This is a genomic window from Xanthomonas arboricola pv. juglandis, from assembly GCF_001013475.1.
GTDB classification, from domain to species: domain Bacteria; phylum Pseudomonadota; class Gammaproteobacteria; order Xanthomonadales; family Xanthomonadaceae; genus Xanthomonas; species Xanthomonas arboricola.
Genome location: NZ_JZEF01000002.1, coordinates 1,059,310 through 1,080,069 on the forward strand (window position 1 = coordinate 1,059,310; position 20,760 = coordinate 1,080,069).

A 20,760-nucleotide genomic window follows, 5' to 3' on the forward strand; every position below is an offset into this window, starting at 1 on the left:
ACACACCCTGCATCGCAACATCCGGCTGCGCAGCGTTGTGGCATCAGGCTGTTACGCGCAGTGGTCTGCATCGTCGATGCATATGAGTGCGAACACGATCACGCTGTCATTCCAATATCTGCATCGTCGGTGCGGTTTCAGGCATGAAGCTGGGCATTTGTGGCAGCGAGTTGACAGCCCCGGCTGCGAAAGGCACCTTCGCTGATAACGTTGTCAGCGAGCAGGAGCCACTTCTGAATTCTTGAAAGCGTTGTCGTCCGGCTGCTGGTCGGACTGGCGCTGACCCGCATGCCACTACGGCGGTGCGGGACGCTGCTCGCATCCGGCACAGGGGACGGAGTGCGGGCATGTCACGCGCATCGCGCGTTGTCGTGCAACCACATGGTTGCCACCTGACATCCGTCAAGAGGTCTACGCAATGCCGTCTTCCCGTTTGTTCGAGTTGTCCCGTCACCTGTTCTGTCATGCGCACCCGCTGCGTCGCACCCCATTGAGTACTGCTGTCCGCGGCCTGTTGATCGGTGGCGCTGCGCTGGCAGGTCTTGCCGCGTTGCCCGCAGGTGCGCAGGAGCAGGCTGCAGCCCCGCAGGAACAAGCGCTCGCGCAAACCAATCCCTCGGTGTCCACATTGGACGAGGTCAAGGTCGTCGGCTATCAGGCCAGCCTCGGCAAGGCACTCAACGTCAAGCGCAATGCCGATGCGATCGTCGACGCGATCAGCGCCGAAGACATCGGCAAATTCCCCGACACCAACGTTGCCGAGTCGCTGTCGCGCCTGTCCGGCATCACGGTGGATCGCCAGTTCGGCGAAGGCGAAAAGGTCAGCATTCTCGGCACCGATCCGGCACTCAATCGCGTGCTGCTCAACGGCCAGACCATCGCCTCCACCAGTTGGGGCGGCGATCCCAACGACCCGGACAGCCGCTCGTTCAACTACAGCACGCTGGCGCCGGAAGTGGTCGGCCTGATGGAGGTCTACAAGACACCGGAGGCACGCATCGACGAGGGCTCCATCGGCGGCACCGTGATCGTGCACACGCGAAAGCCGCTGGATCTTGAGCGCAATACGCTGACCGGCACGGTGAGCTACGGCTATAACGATCGTTCCGAGGAGGGCAAGCCGAATGCCTCGGCGCTGTACAGCTGGAAGAACCAGGATGAAACGCTCGGTGTGCTCACCTCGGTGATGCATTCGCAGCGCGTGTTGCGCCGCGATGGCGTGGAGATCTTCGGCTACGACAATGTGCAAGGCGCAGGGTTCCCGGCGTCTGTGGTCGGCAACAACACCGGCGTCTTTCCGACCTCGATCAACACCGCGTTGTTCCAGCAGACGCGCAAGCGCGATGGCGTCAGCGCGGCGTTGCAGTGGAAGCCGGATGCCGATTTCGAGCTCAACCTGACCGGTTTGTACGTCAAGGAGAGTTTCGACAACTACAACCAGAGCCGCTACGGCTACTGGGGTTCCACCCCAGGCGATGCGCAGGCGCTGGGCTTCGAGAACGGCGTGGCGACCTCGGGTACGTTCGGCGACCAGTCCAACACCTACCTGGACGGCTACCTGCGCAACAGCGAGGTCAGCACCGGCAGCATCCATCTACGCGCCGACTGGCATGGCGATGGCTGGAATGCGTCCAGCCAGGTGGGCTACACCAGTTCACAGGGCGGTGCCGAGCGCATCTACGGCATCCAGTTCCGCAACCTCGCCGGTTACAGCTACAACATCGACGGGCGCCGCACCGCGATGGACTACAGCACCGACCCCACCAACGCGGCGGCGATGCAGCTCAACAACGCCTCGGCCAGCCACAGCCCGCAGTACGACAAGGAACGCTACCTGCAGCTGGACTTCGACCATGCGGTGGAGTGGGGGCCGTTCACCCAGATCCTCACCGGCATCAAGCTGACCAATCACGCCACCGGGCAATCCTCCTACAGCCGCACCTGGACCCCGAACGACGGCAGCACGCTGGCAGCGTTCTCGCCGGGCACCACGCCATCGGGCTATCTGGACGGCTTGTCGACCAGCGCCGACATGCAGCGCTGGTCGACCATCAACAGCGGCGCCATCAGCCAATACATCGGTGGCCTGGAAGGCGATGACGGCTTGCCGATCAGCTACGCCGGCAACTACAGCATCGAAGAACAGAACCGCGCCTGGTTCCTGCAGGGCAATTTTTCCGGCGAGCGCTATCGCGGCAACGTCGGCGTGCGTTACGTGCACACCCGCGATTCCACCGATGGTTTCAGCTATGCGCCCGGTGGCGGCTATACGCCGGTCAACTTCCTCAACAGCTACGGCAAGTGGTTGCCGTCCTTCAACATCGCCTACGACCTGCGCGACGATCTGATGCTGCGCTTTGCTGCCTCCAAGGTGATCGCACGGCCGCGCTACACCAACATGACCCCGTACGTGGCCACCGACGACACCACGCTCACCGCATCCACGGGCAATCCTGGATTGAGTCCGTACGAGTCCACCAACCTGGGCGCATCGCTGGAGTGGTACTTCTCCGACAGCAGCCTGCTCAGCGGCGAGTTCTTCTCGCGCGATATCTCCAACTACATCCTGACCACCGTGGAAGACCGGGTGTTCTTCAACAACGCCACCGGCGGCTCGAGCACCTATCAGACCTCCGTGCCGACCAACGCTGGCGATGCCAAGGTGCGCGGCGTTGCGCTCAACCTGCAGCACAACTTCGGCAACGGGTTCGGCGTGGTGGCCAACTACACCTATTCCGATTCCAAGACCGACGGCGATTACAGCCTGCCGTACAATTCGCGCAACGCCTACAACATCAGCCCGTACTACGAGCAGGGCAAATGGAGCGCGCGGGTGAATCTGGGCTGGCGCTCGGAATACTTCACCCAGATCGGCCGCCTCAACGGGCAGCAGATGACCGATGCATTCACCCAGGTCGATGCCTCGTTCGGCTACCAGGCCACCGAGAGGTTGCGCGTGGCGCTGGAAGCCACCAATCTGCTGGATGAAACCTACTTCAGCTATATCGGTAACAAGAACCAGCCGTACTACATCTACAAGAACGGCCGCTCCTTCATGCTGAGCCTGAATTTCAAGCTGTGACGTCGGCCGGGCGGCTGCTCTCGGGCAGCCGCCTTGTTGCAATGGCGGCGGCTCGCGGTTGCAATTTCGACCCGGGGATCTTTCGCTAGTCCGGATCTGAGCGGCAACGCTTTGCTTGGCACGGCTACATCCCTGTCGTGTTGCGACAACGGTATGCGCGATGCATCGGCTATGTGCCGGACTTTCTTGCGGCCGCAATCGCCGCAATCCGCGCCTTCGCCAATGCCTCGCCGATCTGCGGGCCTTGCAAGCCTTCTGCAGCCAGGTCGCGCGCATTGATGGCCAGCGCAGCGGCATGCAGGCGTTTGAGTTGTTCGCCCTGTGGGTACGCGGCGTCTTCGCTGCCCAGCCGGCCACGCTTGTCGGCTTCGCAGACCAGCGCGAGTTGCGCGATGCGCTCGGGGCGGCGGAACGCGTCGCAGCGCACCAGCAGCTCGTGCACGGTGCGGTCGCGCAGTTCGGCCAGGCGATGTACGTTCAAGTGTTCGCGGCAGGCGGTGATGGCGAGCTGGCGATAATCCTGTGGCACCTTGAGCCGCTCGCACAATGTCTGCAGCGGGGCAACGCCGCGCTGTTCGTGCATGATGTGGCGCGGCCATTCTTCCGCCGGCGTGAGCGCCTTGCCCAGGTCGTGGGTCAATGCGGCAAAGCCCACCAGCGCGTCACCGGGCGCCAGTCGCGCGGCCATGTCGCTGACCATTTCCTGGTGAATGCCGGTATCCACCTCCGGATGAAACTCGGCACGTTGCGGCACGCCATACAGCGCATCGATCTCGGGCAGGATGACGCGCAGCGCATCGGTGTGGCGCAGCGTGCGCAGGAATGCCGACGGCTGTGCACTCTCCAGCACGCGGCGCAATTCCTGCCACACACGTTCGGGCACCAGGCTGTCCAGCTCGCCGCTGGCGGCCATCTCGCGCATCAGTGCTGCGGTCTCGGGCGCGACAGTGAAACCAAGCGGTGCCAGGCGTGCCATGAAGCGGGCAGCACGCAATACGCGCACGGGATCTTCGACAAAGGCCGGCCCCACGTGCCGCAGCACGCGCGCCTGCAGATCGCGCGCGCCGCCATACGGATCGAACAACTCGCCAGTCTCCTCGTCGCGTGCGATCGCATTGATGGTGAAGTCGCGGCGCAGCAGATCCTCTTCCAGCGTCACCGAAGGATCGGCATCCACCACGAAGCCGCGATAGCCGCGCCCGGACTTGCGCTCGGTACGCGCCAACGCATACTCCTCACCGTTGCGCGGATGCAGGAACACCGGGAAATCCTTCCCCACCGGTTTGAAGCCCAGGCGTTCCATCTGCGCCTGATCGGCACCGACCACCACCCAGTCGCGGTCGCCAGCGGGCTGGCCAAGCAGGGCATCGCGGACTGCGCCGCCAACGAGATAGGTCTTCATCGCGACATGATGCCCGATGCGGTGCGTGCGTCGTAGGGCGACTGATCCACGGCTTGGCTGCAGGGCCTTTGCCCGCCCACCATCGCGGACATGTCGTAGGGCACAGTGGACGATCTACGGCTTTGCGGATAGATCAGCTGTAGAGCGGGGTGATGTGTGGCTTTACTGCAGGGCCCTTGCCCGCCCAACATCGCGGGACACGCCGCAAGTACGTCCATGTAGGCTCTTACGCGGCATCCATGCCGCGTAAGGTCCCGCGACGGTGGGCGGGCAAGGGCCAGTCGAGATGGTCGGTGTGCACAGCTAAGCGCAATGCTTGATGCGCGGTGTTTGATGCCGATGCGCCGGCTCAATGCGCGATGCACGTCGAGCGGCAACCAGTCGGGATGTCTGCTGCGCATGGGCAAGAGCAGTGCGTGATGTGCATTTCGGATAGTGATGTACTTGCCCGGCCCAACGGACAACGTCCAATGCACGTCGTGCAAAAAGCTGCTTTCACGTGATTACCGACCAACTTTCTGGTGCGGTGTCCTTGCCGGTTGCGGGACCGTGTGGCGGCATGGATGCCGCCACCGAGCCTCCACGGACGGATTCACGGCGTGTCCCGCAAGCGGTGAGGGCACCGCGCACTCGCCGACCCGAGCTTTCGATGCACCGAAACAACGCAACGTCGGGAAAGCTTGGTTAGCCCCAGTGCCCCAGTGCCTCAGAGCTTCAGAGCTTAGAGCTTCAGAGTCTGAAGCCTCAAAGCCCGAAGCTTAGGAGCGTACCGAAAGGCGAGTAACAGAGCGGCATCGCCTAGCTTGCGCCCCAGGCCAAGACAACCCCTGCAACCGCGCAAGCACGACCACCTCATCCGGCCGCCATGCTTGGCGGCTGACTGGGAGCTCAGTCCTGCGCCGCGTTATTGGTCGCCTGGCCTGGCGTGCACACCGGTTTCAGGCGCTTGTCCACCAGCTTGCCCATCAGGCGATCGCTCAGCGGCAGCATGTCGCCGTTGAGTCGCCAGTCGTAAATCACGCTGAAAGCCAGCACGCGCGCGACGTACTCACGGGTTTCCTTGTAGCTGATGGTCTCGATCCAGAAGTCCGGCTCGAAGTTGGGCCGTTGCGATTGCCAGCGCCCGGTCGGCCCCGGACCGGCGTTGTAGGCGGCGATGGTGAGGTAGGGCAGGCCGTAGGTATTGAGCAACTGGCGCAGGTAGGCGGTGCCGATGGCGATATTGGTGTCCGGCTCGTACAGGCTAGTGGCGCCCGCGTAACCGGGCAGGGCGATGCCCTTGGCCACGGCCGCGCCGGTGCCCGGCAGTACCTGCATCAAGCCCATCGCGTTGGCAGGCGAGCGGGCGCGCGGATTGAAGATGCTTTCGGCACGGATCTCAGCTGCCACCCAGGCCGGGTCGATCGCGTTCTTGGCCGCTTCGCGGCGAATGCTGTCGTCGTGATGCAGCGGAAAGCGCAATGCATACAGGCGTTGTTCGTCGGGCTGCTTGCCGAGCGCGAACACTGCGCGATCGAACCAGCCATTCTCGCTGGCCACCTGCACCGCCAGCCGGCGCTGGGTGTCGTCGAAGCGGCTCGCGGCATCGTTCCACTCGGCCACGGCCCAACCGGGGCGGTCGATCTGGAACAAGGCGATGGCGCGGATCAGTGCTGGATCGCGCGCGACGGCTGCCTTGGCCTGCGGGGCGTCCTTGGGCTCCCACGGACACAGCCGATAAGGCTGCTGCAGACGATCGGCGGCCAGGAAGCCGTGGAAGGTCGGCGATTGCGCGGCTGCGCGATACAGCGGTTGTGCGGCCGCGGCCGCGCCGGTCTTCTCGGCCAGGCGCGCTTCGAAATACTGCCAGCGCGAATCGCTGCGTTGGGTGGCGGGCATCTTGCGGATTGCCGCCAAGGCTGCCGGCCAGTCGCCACGCGCCATCGCCTCGCGCGCGCGCCATTCGTGCAGGCGCTCGTCGTACGAGGCATCGGGCACTGCATTGAGGCGACGCGCCGAATCCGGCAGGTACGACGCCACCGTCCACAGCGCGATCTGGTACAGCACTTGGCCGCGCTGCGCCTCGCTGAAGCCGAGCGCGCTGGCCAGCTGCGGCAACTGCTGCTCGGCCGCATCCGGGTCGCTCTTGGCCAGCTTGGCCAGGCCATCGACCGCGATGCGTCGGCTGCGCTCGGTCCTGGGCCAGCTCGATGCACGCGGATGCACCTTGTCCAGAAACGCGGCGTAGTCGTTGGCCAGGGCCAGATCGGCTGCCGGCAGACCGCGTGCGGCCGTGCGCATCACCGCAGGCAGCTGCGCATCGGCAGCCGCCTCCACGCGCTCCCAGCGCAGCGCCGGACTGAGCTCGCCGCGCGACTCCAGCCCGGCAACGACTGGATCGCAGGCATCGGGCAGGCCCTTGCCGGTGCGCCATAACGTCAACGCATCGCGGCTCCACTGCGCATCCAGCTTGCCGGTGGCCTGCCGCGCGGTCAGCTGCCCACAGCGCAGGCCGACGTTGTCGGTGGGTTTCCAGTTGGCCAGCAACGTGGTCCAGTCCTGACGCCGCGCCACCGCCGGCAACCAGGTGCTGCGGAAGCTTTCGGCCACCGGCTGGCCTGCATAACGCTGCAAAAAGCCCTGTGCCTGCGTGTTGGAGACGTTGTCGATATTGCGCTTGAGCGTGGCAAATTCCAGCCAGCCATAGAGCGGGTGACGGCTCAGGGCACCGAGCTGACCGGCATCGGACTGGCCGCGCTCTGCAGCGGCGATGGCATCGCGCATGGCGATCAGTTGCGGGTCGAGGCTTTGGGCATGCAGCGTGGTGCTGCCAAGGCACAGCAGGCCGACGAACACAGTGGCAAGACGGGGGGCATAAGTCATTGCGCGATGATACCCAAGCGCGCCTGCGCGCCTGAGTGAATACGTGCAGGATCGATTCCCGCCAGCGCTGTCGGCAGCGACATGCGCCGCAAGGTGCAGATGCGTCCAGTTGGCGCGCGGTCTTGGTCTGCGGCCCGGCGCGCAATGCGAAGCGTCTCTCACTGCTGCGTGGTTGGCTTGCGGGGCGTTAAGGTTTCGTTTAAAAGTTGGGGCGGACCGCAGGGCACGGGGGCGTGCGGACACTTAGCAAGTCCTTCTGGAGAGAGAAAGGATGAAGCGTCTGATTGGCTCCCCTCGGTCATGCCTGGCCGTGCAGTTGTCGTTGTGTCTGGTTCCCACACTCGCCTGGGCGCAACAGCCCGAGGCCGCCCCGAGTACGCGCACGCTCGACAGCGTGCAGGTCACCGGCACGCGCATCAAGACCGCAGAATTGCAGGGCCAGGTGCCGATCCAGACGCTCAACCGCGCCGACATCGAACGCACCGGCCTGACCTCGATCGGCGAGGTACTGCAGGAACTCACCGCATCGGGTTCGGCGCTCAACGCCAAATTCAACTCGTCGGGCAACTTCGGCTTTCCGCCCGATGGCGGCGGTGTGGGCGCCGGCTCGGCGCAGGTGGATCTGCGCCATCTCGGCACCAAGCGCGTGCTGGTGCTGGTCGATGGCATCCGCTGGGTCAACGAATCCTCGGCCTCCGGGGTGGGCTCGTCGACCGATCTGAACACCATTCCGTTGGCGATCGTGGAGCGCATCGAGGTGCTCGAAGACGGCGCCTCGTCGTTGTACGGCTCGGATGCGATCGCCGGCGTGGTCAACATCATTACCCGGCGCAGCTTCGACGGTGCGCAGGTCACGCTCAACTACGGGCAATACGGCAGGGGCGATGGTGCCCAGAAGGGCGTCGACCTGGCCTAAGGCACCAGTGGCGACCGTTACAGCCTGTTTCTGGGCACCAGCTGGACCAGGCAGGATCCGGTGTATGCCAACATGCGCGAACAATCGCGCTTGCCGGTGCCCGGCACGGGCCTGTCGTTCGGCAGTTCGGCCACGCCTCGCAGCGCGCAGCAAGAACGATCAAATGGCGCGACGCCCGCCGGGTTACGCTGCGCACCCGTTCATCGACATGGATCTGGCGGCATGGGTGCGGTATGCAGGGCCTTGTGGTACATCGAAAGCCACTTCGCTGAAAACCCGTCGCTGGCCGATATCGCCCGCGTGGTCGGGCTGTCGCCGTTTCACCTCTCGCGCGTGTTCCAGCTCAGTACCGGCACCTCGGTGGTGCGCTATCTGCGTGGCCGCCGGCTGACCGAAGCCGCACGCCAGCTGGCGGCCGGAGCCGGTGACATCCTTGATGTGGCGATAGTCGCCGGATATGCCTCACATGCCGCGTTCACCCGTGCATTTGCCGAGCAGTTCGGACGGCCCCCCGAACAGGTACGCGTGCAGGGTCTCGCCGACCTGGCGCTGGTCGAGGCGCTGAAGCTGGTGGATACCTCGACGCCTTGCGCCATCGAGCCACACCGTGCATACCGTAGCGGTCTTCGGGTGGCCGGGATCGGAGCCCGCCACACGCCCGCGACGGTCGCCTCGATCCCCTCGCAATGGCAGCGGCTGGACGAAGCACATGGGCTGGGCGCGGGGATCGCTTATGGCGTGTGCTGCAACAGCGATGCCGACGGTGGCTTCGACTACATCGCCGGTGTGCAGCTCGGTGCCTCCGCGCCCGTGCCCCCAGGCTGGCAGGCGGTTGCGATCCCGCCCCGGGAGTACCTGGTGGCGTGGCACGCCGGGCACATCTCCGCCATCCGTTCCACGTGGTTCTGGTTGTTGAACGACTATCTGCCGGCCTCCGGCCTGACCTTGGCCGACGCACCGGATCTGGAGCGCTACGACGCGCGCTTCGATGACCGCAGCGGCCACGGTGGGGTGGAGATCTGGCTGCCCCTGACCGATGTGCTGCACCCCAAGGAGCTTGACCCATGCGAATGACTGTCCGTTGCGGCACTGCGCTGCTGTGGCTCTGCCTGCCCGTGCTTGCCATGGCCGCCGCGCATCCGGCCGGCGAACGCCACGGCGTCGCGTATACGCACAGTGCTTCCGTACGCGATGCCGAACACCGCGACAGCGTGCGCTACACCGTGTGGTACCCCGCCCGGTCCGATGCGCGGGAAACCGCGTTGACGATCGGCCCGCCAGGTCGAGGTGGGCACGGCCGCCGCCGATGCCGCTATCGCCGAAGGGCGCTGGCCGGTCCTGATGCTCTCGCACGGCAACGGCGGCAGTGCGCGGATGATGGGCTGGTTCGGAACCGCGATGGCGCGGGCAGGGTATGTGGTGATCGCGGTGGATCATCCCGGCAACAACGGCGTGGACCCCATGACCGAGGCCGGCAGCATCCTGATGTGGAATCGCGTGGATGATCTTGCCGCCGCGCTGGCCGCCGTGCAGGCCGATCCCGCGCTGGCGGACATGATCGATGCCACGCGGTTGGGCATTGCGGGCTATTCGGCCGGCGGGTTCACCGCGCTGGTCGCCGCAGGTGCACGTCCCGATGTGCAGCGCCTGCTGGCGTTCTGTCGCACGCACCCCGATGACGGCGTCTGCGCTCCGCAGGCAGAGACTCCGTCACTGACCTTGGCGCGGCGGATGGCCGCAGCAGACACACCGGAACTGGCGCCATGGGTTGCCCGGGCCGGTGACGATCGCACCATCGGCGGCGTGGGCGCCGTGTTCCTGATCGCGCCGGCGATGGTGCAGGCCTTCGCGCCAGAAGAACTGGCCAAGGTAAGGCTGCCGGTGTCGGTCCTCGTCGGTGCGGCCGATACGGTGGCCTCGCCGGCCACCAACAGCGACATCGCGGCCGCAGCACTTCCAAAGGCGACGCTGACCACCTTGCCAGCCGTCGGGCACTACGACTTTCTGTCCAGCTGCACCGCCTTGGGCCAGACGCGCGTCGGCGCACTCTGCCAGGTTGCGGCCGACAAGCAGGCCACGCACGGGGCGGCGATCACGGAAGCGACGGCGTTGTTCGACGCTGCGCTGTCGGCGACGCGCTGAGGCCGATCACTCCGCCAGCGGAACATCCAGCCCGCGCTTGAGCGTGCTCAGCGCCACCGCAGTACGGAAGCGCTCGATGTTGTCGTCGTTGCCGAACAGCCGCTCGCTGATCGCCTCGTATTGCTCCATCGAGGCGGCGGTCAGGATCAGCGGGAAGCCGGCATCACCGGTGATCGCGTAGCACTGCTGCACGGCGGGGTCTTCCTGCACGCGACGGCGGAACGGCGCGACCCGGTGCGGCTGCTCGCCGGCGACCCGGGCCTCGACCATGATCGTCAGCGGCCGGCCCAGCCGGGCCTGGTCCAGCACGGCGACGTTCGCGCGGATGACGCCTGTTTCTTCCAGGCATTTGATCCGCCGCTGCACCGCAGGCGCGGACAGGCTCACCGCCTCGGCGATCTCGCGCTGCGGGGTGGCGTTGTCGCGCTGCAGGATCGCCAGGATGGCGCGGTCGAAGCTGTCGGGAGTGTAGGGCGTGGCGGACATGGTGAGTGAAACATGCAGAAAGGCCCCTGCAATTGAGCATCTGCCTCGGTCGTTGCGCAATATCCTGTGCGGATGTCGACCTCCCGCCTCTCCACCTTCTTTCCGGCCCTGGCCGTGCTCGGCTCGGTCACCTCGCTGGCCGTGGGCACCTCGTACGCCAAACAGCTGTTCCCGTTGATCGGCGCGCAGGGCACCAGTGCGCTGCGCGTGGGTTTCTCTGCGCTGGTGCTGCTGATGGTGTTCCGGCCGTGGCGGTGGACCACCTCCCGCGCCGATGCCGGGCCGATCATCCGCTATGGCATCACGCTGGGGGTGATGAACCTGCTGTTCTACATGGCGCTGCGCACGATCCGTTCGGCATCGCGGTGGCCATCGAATTCAGCGGGCCCCTGGCGGTGGCGATGTGGTCTTCGCGGCGGCCGGTCGATCTTGTGTGGGTCGGTTGCGCGCTGGTCGGGCTGTTGCTGCTGCTGCCCCTGGGCCATGCTGAGCCACTGGATCCGGTCGGGGTGATGTTCGCCCTGGGCGCGGCGGTGTGCTGGGCGCTGTACATCATCTTCGGCAAGCGCGCCGGCCATCTGCCGGCCGGGCATACGGTGTCGCTGGGGCTGTGCGCGGCGGCGTTGGTGGTGGTGCCGGTGGGCGTGGCGCATGCGGGCATGGCGTTGCTGGATCCGAAGATCCTGCTGTTCGGCCTGGGCGTGGCGATCGTCTCCAGCGCGATCCCGATGTCGCTGGAAATGATGGCGCTCAAGCGGCTGCCGAAAGAGACGTTCGGCATCCTGATCAGCATGGAGCCGGCGGTCGCCGCGCTGTTGGCGATGGGATTGCTGGCCGAGCACCTGACCCCGCTGCAATGGGCGGCGATCGGCTGCACGGTGGTGGCCTCGGTGGGCAGTACGTTGACCGCACGGCGGGTGGTGCCGATGGTACCCGGCACGTCCGCGTGATGCGGGCGACCCGTAGTGCCGGCCGCTGGCCGGCTCCCAGGTTGCGTTGGATTGTGAAGGGCCGGCCAGCGGCCGGCACTACCGGGTGGCTCAGCGCCGTGCCGGTGCATCCCCGGCCACGTAGTAGTCCGCCGTGCTGCGCGGCAGTGGCGTGCGGCCACGCATGCGGTCGGCGATCTTCTCGGCGATCATGATGGTGGTGGCGTTGAGGTTGCCGGTGATGATGCGCGGCATGATCGAGGCATCGATCACCCGCAGGCCCTCCATGCCGTGTACGCGGCCCTGTCCGTCGACCACCGCCATGTCATCTGTGCCCATCGCGCAGGAGCAGGACGGGTGATACGCCGTCTCTGCGCGTGCGCGCACGAAGGCGTCCAGCTCGGCATCGGTCTTGCAGTCCGCGCTCGGGCTGATTTCGCGGCCACGATAGGCATCCAGTGCGGGCTGGGCGATGATCTCGCGGGTGATGCGGATCGCATCGCGAAATTCCTGCCAGTCCTGATCGGTGGATTGGTAGTTGAACAGGATCGATGGATGCTGGCGCGGGTCGCGCGACTTGGCATGCACGCGCCCGCGGCTGGGAGTGCGCATCGAACCCACATGCGCCTGAAACCCGTGTTCCTTCACCGCATTGCTGCCGTTGTAATTGATTGCCACCGGCAGGAAGTGGTACTGGATATTGGGCCAGTCGAATTCTTCGCGCGTGCGGATGAAGCCGCCGGCCTCGAACTGGTTGCTGGCACCGGTGCCGGTGCCGGCGAACAACCACTGCGCACCGATGGCCGGTTGATTCCACCATTGCAGCGCCGGATACAACGACACCGGCTTGGTGCAGGCGTACTGGATGTAGACCTCCAGGTGGTCCTGCAGGTTCTGGCCGACGCCGGGCAGGTCGTGCACCAGCTGCACATCGAGTGCGCGCAATAGATCGGGCGCGCCGACACCGGAGCGTTGCAGCAACTGCGGCGAGGCGATCGCGCCGGCGCACACCAGCACTTCGCGGCGCGCATGCGCGTCGATGCCCTCACTGCTGTTGCCGACCAGGTAATGCACGCCGATCGCGCGCTTGCCGGCAAACAGGATGCGGTCGGTGGTGGCATGGGTGACGATGTGCAGGCCATCGCGCGGACGTGCCATGTCCAGATAGCCGCGCGCGGTACTTGCGCGACGCCCCTGCGGCGTCACCGTGCGGTCCATCGGCCCGAAGCCTTCCTGCTGATAGCCATTGAGATCGTCGGTGCGCGGGTAACCGGCCTGCACGCCGGCGTCGACCATGGCATGGAACAACACGTTGTTGTCGTTCTTCGGCGTGGCCACGCTGACCGGGCCTTCGCCGCCGTGATAATCGTTGGCGCCGATGTCGCGCGTCTCGGCCTTGCGGAAGTACGGCAACACGTCGCGGTAGCTCCAGTCTTCCAGGCCCGGCCGCTTGGCCCAATGGTCGAAATCCAGCGCATTGCCGCGGATGTAGCACATGCCGTTGATCAACGACGAGCCGCCCAATCCCTTGCCGCGCCCGCATTCCATGCGCCGGTTGTCCATATGCGGCTCCGGCTCGGTCTCGTAGGCCCAGTTGTAGCGACGGCCCTGCAACGGAAACGCCAGCGCCGCCGGCATCTGGGTGCGGAAATCCAGCCGATAATCCGGCCCGCCGGCCTCCAGCAGCAACACGCTGACGCCCGGATCTTCGGTCAGGCGCGCGGCCAGCACGTTGCCTGCCGAGCCGGCGCCGATGATGATGTAGTCGTATTCGCGTTGCATGGGGTTCTCCTTGTTGCGGTGCCGGATGAAGCGGCTTTCAAGACGATTGCGCAGGGGGCGGCTGTTCTTGTTCGAAATGGCGGCGCGATCTACAGGCTTCCGCTTGCGCAGCTCGCCGGTGTCGCCGGCGACGGCCTAACAGGTGGCATCGGTCCGGTCAAAACACCGACGCGTAGCGTTCCAGTTCGACCTGGATGGATTTGGTGCGGGTATAGGCCTGCAGCGTGGCCAGGCCGTTTTCGCGACCCACGCCGGATTGCTTGTAGCCGCCCACCGGCATCGGGGCCGGCGACTCGCCCCAGGTGTTGATCCAGCAGATGCCCGCCTGCAGGCGATGGATCAGGCGATGCGCGCGCGCCAGATCCGGCGTCACGACACCTGCGGCCAGGCCGTAGGTGGTGGCATTGGCGCGTGCGATTGCTTCGTCTTCGTCGTCGTAGGCGAGCAGGCTCAGCACCGGTCCGAAGATCTCTTCGCGCACGATGGTCATCACGTCGGTGCAATCGCTGAAGATGGTCGGTGCGACATAGCAGCCCTGTGCCAGCGCGCCATCGCGCAGACGTTCGCCGCCGCACAGCAAGCGTGCGCCTTCCGCTTTGCCCTGCTCGATGTAGTCCAGCACGCGCTGCATATGCGCGGCGCTGACCATCGGGCCGAAGGTGGTGCGCTCGTCCAGCGGGTCGCCGATGTGGATGCGTTGCACGCGTGCCAGCAGCCGCGCCTCGAAGGCGTTGCGCAGCGCGCGCGGCACGAACACGCGCGTGCCGTTGGTGCAGACCTGTCCGGAGCTGTAGAAGTTGGCCATCATCGCGATGTCGGCGGCCAGATCCAGGTCGGCGTCGGCGCAGACGATCAAGGGCGACTTGCCGCCCAGTTCCATGGTCACGTCCTTCAACGACGAACTCGATGCGCTGGCCATCACCTTGCGCCCGGTCGCGGTGCCGCCGGTGAAGCTGATCTTTTCGATCTGCGGGTGTTCGGTGAGCGCGGTGCCGACGCTGGCGCCATCGCCCGGCAGCACGTTGAACACGCCATCGGGCAGGCCGGCTTCGGTGAACAGTTCGGCCAGCTTGAGTGCGGTGAGCGGAGTGACTTCGCTGGGCTTGAAGATCATCGCGTTGCCGGCGGCCAGTGCCGGTGCGGCTTTCCACAGCGCGATCTGGATCGGGTAATTCCACGCGCCGATGGCGCCGACCACGCCCAGCGGTTCGTGCCGGGTATAGAAGAAGCTCCCTTCTCGCAAGGGCACCTGTGCGCCTTGCAGCGCCTGCGACACGCCGGCGTAATACTCCAGCACGTCGGCACCGGTGACGACGTCCACGCTGCGCGTTTCGCTCAACGGCTTGCCGGTGTTGAGCGTCTCCAGCTCGGCCAGCGCGTCGTTGCGCTCGCGCAGCAGCGCCACTGCGCGCAGCAGGATGCGCGCGCGTTCCACCGCGGTCAGCGCTGCCCATACGCGTTGGCCGGCCTTGGCGCTGTCGACCGCGGCATCCAGGTCGTCGGCACCGGCGTTGTGCACATTGGCCAGCACCTCGCCGGTGGCGGGGTTGACCACCTCGAAGGTGTGGCCGCCGCGGGCGGGAACATAGCGGCCGCCGATATACAGCAACTGGTCGGGAAAACGTGGCATGACAAACCTCCTGTGGGGCGCACGCGGCAGCGGCGGCACCTCAGCGAGTGAGATGCAGGAACTGCAGGTGACGCTCGTATTGATCGATGATGTCGTTGATGATCTGCTCGCGGCTGTAACCGACCAGGTCGTAATCCTGGCTGCCTTCGTACAGATACACTTCGGCGCGGTAATAACGTTGGTTGCGCAGGCGTTGCGCGGCGAAAGAAGGCGTCAGGTAGCCGCGCATCACCACCTGGTAGCGGAACCCCTGCTGCTCGCCGTGGTCGACGCTGATTTCCATGTCGTCGTCCAGCCGGCTGCTGACCTGCCAGCCTTCTTCCTGCAGCTGCGCGGTCACCGCTTCGATCGCCGGGCGTACCTGGTCGTGCATGAAGCGATAGACCTCATCGCGCGCCGGGAAATGCATCGCCTGGCCCAGGCGCTGACGCCAGCCGCGGTGGTGCCGCGATTGCCCGATCAGCGGGCTGGGGCTGTAGAGCTGCGCACGCTTGCGTTGCGATTCTTCGCTGAGCGCGCGCGACAAGCCCCAGGCCATCAGCAGCAGCACTGCAGAGAACGGCAGCGAGGCCAGTACCACGGCCGATTTCAATGCGTCCATGCTGCCGGCCAGCAACAGGCCACCGGTCACCACCGCGGTGAGCACGCCCCAGAACACGCGCAGCCAGCGCGGGCCATCGTCGTGCGGCTCGCCGCCGTGCGAGGACAGCGTGGACAGCACCACGGTGCCGGAATCGGCGGAGGTGACGAAGAACACGAAGCTGATCGCCACCGTCACCGTGATCACCGTGCGGCTCCACGGATAGCTTTGCAACAGCGAGTACAACACCGTCTGCGGCGCATCGATGGCCTGCTGCGCCAGCGCGCCCTGGCCGTGGTGCAGCAACTGGTCCAGCGCACTGTTGCCGAAGATCGACAGCCACGCCAGGGTGAAGCCGAGCGGTATCAGCAACACGCCGAGCACGAATTCGCGAATGGTGCGGCCGCGCGAAATGCGCGCGATGAACAGGCCCACGAATGGCGCCCAGCCGATCCACCATGCCCAGTAGAACACCGTCCAGTTGCCGAGCCAGTCGCTGCGGCCGCCGTAGGCGTACGCATCGAAACTCTTGTTGACCACGCTGCCCAGGTAGTCGCCCAGGTTCTGGATCAGCGTGTTGAGCAGATACTGCGTGGGGCCGGCGAACAGCATGAACAGCAGCAGCGCGATCGCCAGCAGCATGTTGATGTCCGACATCCAGCGCACGCCTTTCTCGACGCCGGACACCGCCACCACGATCGCCGCGCCCATCATCGCCACGATCAGCGCGACCTGCACCCAATGGGTGTGCGGCACATCCATCAAGGCGCTCAGGCCGGCGTTGAGATGCAGCACGCCAAAGCCCATGTCCGCGCCCAGGCCGAACACGGTGGCCACGATGCCCAGCGCATCCACCGTGTAGCCGATCGGCCCGTTGATGCGCTTGCCGATCAGCGGATACAGCGCCGAGCGCAGGGCCAGCGGCAGGTTGTGGCGGAATGCGAAATACGCCAGCGCCATCGCTGCCAGCGCGAACACGCCCCAGCCATGCAATCCCCAATGCAGGAACAGCAACTGCATCGCCTGCCGCGCAGAGGCTTCACCGCTGCCGGTGCCGCCCTGTGGCGGTTGCAGGTAATGGGTGAGCGGTTCGGAGACGCAGAAGAAGAACAGCGTGATGCTGATGCCTGCGGCGAACAACATGCCGGCCCAGGACAGGTAGCTGAATTCCGGCTCGTCGTGATCAGCGCCGAGCTTGATGTTGCCGTAGCTGGACAAGGCCACGCCAAGCACGAACACCAGATACACCGTCATCGCCAGCAGGTAGTACCAGCCGACATTGCGCGAGGCCCAGGTCTGCGCGTCCAGCAGCACGCGGCCCGCTTCGAGCGGAAACAACGACACCAACAACGCAAACGTACACACCACCGTGGCCGCCAGCACGAACACCGGGCGCAGGGTGCGCACCGGCAACAGCTGCGGCTCAACCGCACTCATGCCGACACACTCATATGACGCGTATCACGTGCTGTGCTCCCAACGAAAAACCGCCTGCGTTGTCGCACAGGCGGTGTCGAGGGGGTGTCATCGGTCGAGTTCGCCAGTGCGAACCCGTAGCCACTTTGCCTGGTGGCTAGCGCAGCAGCTGCAGCGGCACGCGGATATCCATGCCCACCGCAAGATGGTCGGAGAACGCTGCGGGAATCGCTTCGATATGCTCGATGGTCAGGCTGTCGCTGACCAGGATATGGTCGATCGCCCGGTCCGGACGCCAGCTCGGAAACGTATGCACTTCGCAGCTCGGCGGCTGCAACCGCGTGTGCCGGTACAGCGCCTGCATTTCCGGCCGGTCGGCCATGCAGTTGAAATCGCCCATCAACATCGCGTTGGGATGCTCGGACAGCAACTCGGCGATGAAGGCCAGCTGCGCCATGCGCGAATTGGCGCCCAGCGACAGATGCGCCACCGCCACCGCCAGGCCTTCGCGACCCTGCCCGAACTTGGCCAGCAGGATGCCGCGCCCGCCGATCCGGCCGGGCAGGGCGTGGTCCTGCACTTCCAGCGGTTCCAGCTTGCTGAGCAAACCATTCGCGCTGGAGGCGACACCGCCCATGCGGCGGTTGGGCTGGTGGCTCCAGTAGTGGAAGCCGGCGCGCTCGGCCAGATAGTGGGTCTGGTTGGTGAAACCCGAGCGCAGGCTGCCCGGGTCGGCCTCCTGCAGGCCGACGATGTCGCGCTCGCCGGCCAGCTTGGCAATGCTGTCCAGACTGGTGCGCTTGCTGCCCAGCGGCAACGCATGCGACCAGCTGCGGGTGACGTAATCGCTGTAACGGCGGGTGCTGGAGCCGGCCTGGATATTGGCCGTCAGCACCCGCAGGGTGCGCGAATCCGAAGCGTTCACAGGGCGGCGATCGACAGGATCACTTGGCCAGCGTGGCGCGTTCGCGCGCAATCAGGTGATCGGCGATGCGCAGCATGTCCGGGAAGCTCTGGCCCTTGACCAGGTACTTGCCGTTGACGATCAGCGACGGGGTGCCGGTGAGCTTGCTGCGGGTGGCGAACTGCTTGGCGCGGTTGGTCTTGGCCGACACGCCGAAGCTGCTCATGGTGTCGATGAAGGTCTTCTGGTCCACGCCGTACTTGGCGTAGAACGCGGCGATGTCCTGCACCGAATCCTTGCCGCGCTCGCCCTTGAGGGTCTGCTCGGTGTGGATGGCCTTGTACAGCGCTTCGTGGGTCTTTTCCTGCACGCCCAGGGTTTCGGCGGCGTAGAACGCACGGCCGTAGTCGTCCCACGGGCCGCCGAACATCGCCGGCACGTAGACGAAGTGCACGTCCGACGGCAGGCCGGCCTTCCACGGCCCGATCAGCGGCTGGAACGCGTTGCAGGCGGGGCAGACATAGCCGAAGACCTCGGCCACTTCGATCTTGCCGGCGGCCTGCTGGTACGGCTGGCCGCCTTCGATATCCAGGTAGTCGGTGCCGGCGACCGGCTCGGGGCCGTTCGGCGCGCGCGGTGCGGCGCTGGGGGCGGCGGCCGGCGGGGTGCTGGCGCTCTCGCCAACTGCAGGCGGTGCGGCGGGGTCGGCGGCCGGCGTGGCAGCGGCCGGAGCAGGTGCCGTTTCGGCAGCCGGCGTGGTGGCGGCAGGTGCGGTGTCGGACGAGCCGTCCTGGGCCTTGCAGGCGACCAGGATCGGCAGCAGCGCCATCAGCGTCAGGGCGAAGCGGGTCTTCATCGGATTGGATCTCCAGCGTGGGGCGAGGAAAGGGCCGGACGGCCGCGGGGCGCATGATGCCACGGGCGGCCGTCGGTGGCGGTTACGCGGTTCAGCGCTTGGCAGGCGCAGCGTGTTCGCGGGCGATCAGGTAGTCGGCCACGCGCAGCATGTCCGGGTAGTTGCGCGCGCCGATCAGGTAGCGCCCGTTGACGATGATCGCCGGGGTGCCGGGCAGCTTGCTGCGCTTGGCGAACTCGCGCGCGGCATCGAGCCTGGCGTCGACCGCCTGGCTCTTGTAGGTCTCGATGAAGCGCTGCTGCGGCACGCCGTAGCCGGCGTAGAAGGCGGCCAGTTCCTCCGGGGCGACGTTCTGGGTCGGCACGGTCTGCTTTTCGTGGATCGCCTCGAACATGGCGCGATGGCTGCGCTTGGCCACGCCCAGGGTGTCGGCGGCGAAGTAGGCACGCGCGAAGGCATCCCAGAACCCGCCGAATGCCGCCGGCACCGGGGTGAAGCGCACATACGAAGGCTGCTTGGCCACCCAGGCCTCCAGGGTTGGCTCGAAGTGCGCGCAGTGCGGGCAGGTGTAGCCGAACACCTCGACCACTTCCACCTTGCCGGCCAGCGGCGCGTACGGCTGGCCGCCGTCGATGACGATGTAGTCGTCGCCTTCGACCGGCGGGGCGTTCTTGTCGGCGGCACAGGCCGCCAGCGGCATCAACAGCAACAACAGCAGGGACAGGCGGGAAAACAGATTCATGCAGGCTCCGTGGGGGTGGGAAGGGGGAGGGCGGGAAACGACGACGCCGGTCGCGGGGACCGGCGTCGTGACACGCTGTGGCGGTTGCGGCGGTCAGCTCATGAGCGTGCGGGCGTTGCTGCGGGCAGTTGCGCGGCGGCGGCATCGTCGGCGCGGTCGTGCAGACCCTGCAGATAGCTGGCCAGCGCCTGGATCTCCTGCTCGGTCAGCGGGTGCGCCACCTGCGCCATGATATTGAACAGCGCCGGGTTGCGCTCCTGGGTGGTGCCGGCCTGGTATTCCTTCAGGCGCCGCGCCACGTACTCGGCATGCTGGCCGCCCAGGCGCGGATACGCCGGGCCGGGATTGCCGCTGCCGGACGGGCCATGGCAGGCCATGCAGGCCGGCACGCCGCGCGCGACATCGCCGCTGCGGTAGAGCTTCTCGCCGACTTGGTAGAACTTCAGGCCCTGGTACGGCCCCTCGTTGACCACCGCATCGTCGGCCACCCCGGCAGCGGCTTTCTGCGTGGCGAAGTAGGCGCCCAGGTCGCGCATGTCCTGCGCGGTGAGGTCCTTGACGAACGGCACCATCACCGCCGACATGCCGGTATTGCGCTCGCCGCTGGCGATCAGGGCCACCTGGTGCGCCACGTAGCGCTCGGTCTGGCCGGCGATGCGCGGGTACATGGCCACCGCCGGATTGCCGTCCGGGCCATGGCAGGCCGCGCAGGCGGCGGCCTTGGTCTGGCCGGCCTTGGCATCGCCCCAGGTGGTCTTGGACAGGTCCACCTCCAGCGGGGCAATGCGCACCGGCGGCGGATCGGGGATCGGCGTGACCGCCGACTGCGCAAACGCCACGGCGGCGATGACCGGCACGGCGAGGGCGGCGAGGACTAGCACACGAGCATGGCGCATCAGCTAAAGCTCCGTATGGACCCGGCCCGCGCGCGTTGGGTGCTGGCTGTGGCAGGCGTGCTTCGATTATCGACACGCCTTTGCGCCAGGGTCAACGAACAGTGCAGCAAAACCGTCGGGCCCCGAACGTGCGAT

Annotated in this window: 13 protein-coding genes and 2 pseudogenes; 5 read left to right on the forward strand and 10 right to left on the reverse strand. The window is 66.2% G+C overall.

Going from position 1 to position 20,760, the window contains the following annotated elements:
• Positions 1-418 precede the first annotated feature (418 nt).
• Positions 419-3,082, forward strand: coding sequence for a TonB-dependent receptor (locus XARJCFBP2528_RS09890; protein ID WP_047124630.1), 2,664 nt, complete (start codon positions 419-421; stop codon positions 3,080-3,082).
• A 169-nt stretch (positions 3,083-3,251) separates the two neighbouring features.
• Here the strand turns inward: XARJCFBP2528_RS09890 and XARJCFBP2528_RS09895 are convergent, their stop codons facing one another.
• Together XARJCFBP2528_RS09895 and XARJCFBP2528_RS09900 are read right to left on the reverse strand one after the other, a co-directional pair.
• Complete coding sequence (locus XARJCFBP2528_RS09895; RefSeq protein WP_047124631.1) at positions 3,252-4,484, reverse strand: multifunctional CCA addition/repair protein; 1,233 nt, start codon at positions 4,482-4,484, stop codon at positions 3,252-3,254.
• An 888-nt stretch (positions 4,485-5,372) separates the two neighbouring features.
• Positions 5,373-7,346: a transglycosylase SLT domain-containing protein gene (locus XARJCFBP2528_RS09900; RefSeq protein WP_047124632.1), complete on the reverse strand. Its 1,974-nt coding sequence runs from the start codon at positions 7,344-7,346 to the stop codon at positions 5,373-5,375.
• A 271-nt stretch (positions 7,347-7,617) separates the two neighbouring features.
• Here XARJCFBP2528_RS09900 and XARJCFBP2528_RS09905 point away from each other — a divergent pair.
• The 3 genes and pseudogenes from XARJCFBP2528_RS09905 to XARJCFBP2528_RS09915 all read left to right on the forward strand — a co-directional run.
• Positions 7,618-8,400 (forward strand): annotated as a pseudogene (locus XARJCFBP2528_RS09905) (TonB-dependent receptor plug domain-containing protein); the annotation flags it as partial.
• 84 nt (positions 8,401-8,484) lie between these two features.
• A complete protein-coding gene (locus XARJCFBP2528_RS09910) occupies positions 8,485-9,336 on the forward strand; it encodes an AraC family transcriptional regulator (RefSeq protein ID WP_026064346.1) in 852 nt (283 codons plus the stop codon).
• Positions 9,337-9,549: 213 nt separating this feature from the next.
• Positions 9,550-10,404 carry an alpha/beta hydrolase family protein gene (locus XARJCFBP2528_RS09915; RefSeq protein WP_016902606.1) on the forward strand — a complete coding sequence of 285 codons (855 nt, stop codon included), beginning with the start codon at positions 9,550-9,552 and terminating at the stop codon, positions 10,402-10,404.
• Between the two features lie 6 nt (positions 10,405-10,410).
• On the opposite strand, the gene XARJCFBP2528_RS09920 is transcribed toward XARJCFBP2528_RS09915, so the two are convergent.
• Entirely contained in the window at positions 10,411-10,890 is a 480-nt protein-coding gene (locus tag XARJCFBP2528_RS09920) for an Lrp/AsnC family transcriptional regulator (RefSeq protein ID WP_016902607.1), read from the reverse strand.
• Positions 10,891-10,962: 72 nt separating this feature from the next.
• On the opposite strand from XARJCFBP2528_RS09920, the pseudogene XARJCFBP2528_RS09925 reads away from it, so the two are divergent.
• Positions 10,963-11,840, forward strand: a pseudogene (locus XARJCFBP2528_RS09925) (EamA family transporter).
• A 90-nt stretch (positions 11,841-11,930) separates the two neighbouring features.
• Here the strand turns inward: XARJCFBP2528_RS09925 and betA are convergent.
• The 7 genes from betA to XARJCFBP2528_RS09960 all read right to left on the reverse strand — a co-directional run bounded on the left by betA (position 11,931) and on the right by XARJCFBP2528_RS09960 (position 20,625).
• Entirely contained in the window at positions 11,931-13,601 is a 1,671-nt protein-coding gene (gene betA / locus XARJCFBP2528_RS09930) for a choline dehydrogenase (protein ID WP_039811074.1), read from the reverse strand.
• Positions 13,602-13,758: 157 nt separating this feature from the next.
• Positions 13,759-15,231 carry a betaine-aldehyde dehydrogenase gene (gene betB / locus XARJCFBP2528_RS09935; protein WP_039811071.1) on the reverse strand — a complete coding sequence of 491 codons (1,473 nt, stop codon included), beginning with the start codon at positions 15,229-15,231 and terminating at the stop codon, positions 13,759-13,761.
• A gap of 40 nt (positions 15,232-15,271) precedes the next feature.
• Complete coding sequence (gene betT, locus XARJCFBP2528_RS09940; RefSeq protein ID WP_039811068.1) at positions 15,272-17,248, reverse strand: choline BCCT transporter BetT; 1,977 nt, start codon at positions 17,246-17,248, stop codon at positions 15,272-15,274.
• 136 nt (positions 17,249-17,384) lie between these two features.
• Positions 17,385-18,122, reverse strand: coding sequence for an endonuclease/exonuclease/phosphatase family protein (locus XARJCFBP2528_RS09945; RefSeq protein ID WP_024940789.1), 738 nt, complete (start codon positions 18,120-18,122; stop codon positions 17,385-17,387).
• 49 nt (positions 18,123-18,171) lie between these two features.
• The gene (locus tag XARJCFBP2528_RS09950) at positions 18,172-18,987 is read right to left on the reverse strand and encodes a thiol:disulfide interchange protein DsbA/DsbL (protein ID WP_016902612.1); all 816 of its coding nucleotides are present in this window, start codon (positions 18,985-18,987) and stop codon (positions 18,172-18,174) included.
• A gap of 91 nt (positions 18,988-19,078) precedes the next feature.
• Positions 19,079-19,729 (reverse strand): thiol:disulfide interchange protein DsbA/DsbL, encoded by a 651-nt coding sequence (locus XARJCFBP2528_RS09955; protein ID WP_039811065.1) that lies wholly within the window; start codon positions 19,727-19,729, stop codon positions 19,079-19,081.
• A gap of 98 nt (positions 19,730-19,827) precedes the next feature.
• The gene (locus tag XARJCFBP2528_RS09960) at positions 19,828-20,625 is read right to left on the reverse strand and encodes a c-type cytochrome (RefSeq protein WP_024939455.1); all 798 of its coding nucleotides are present in this window, start codon (positions 20,623-20,625) and stop codon (positions 19,828-19,830) included.
• Positions 20,626-20,760: the final 135 nt, after the last annotated feature.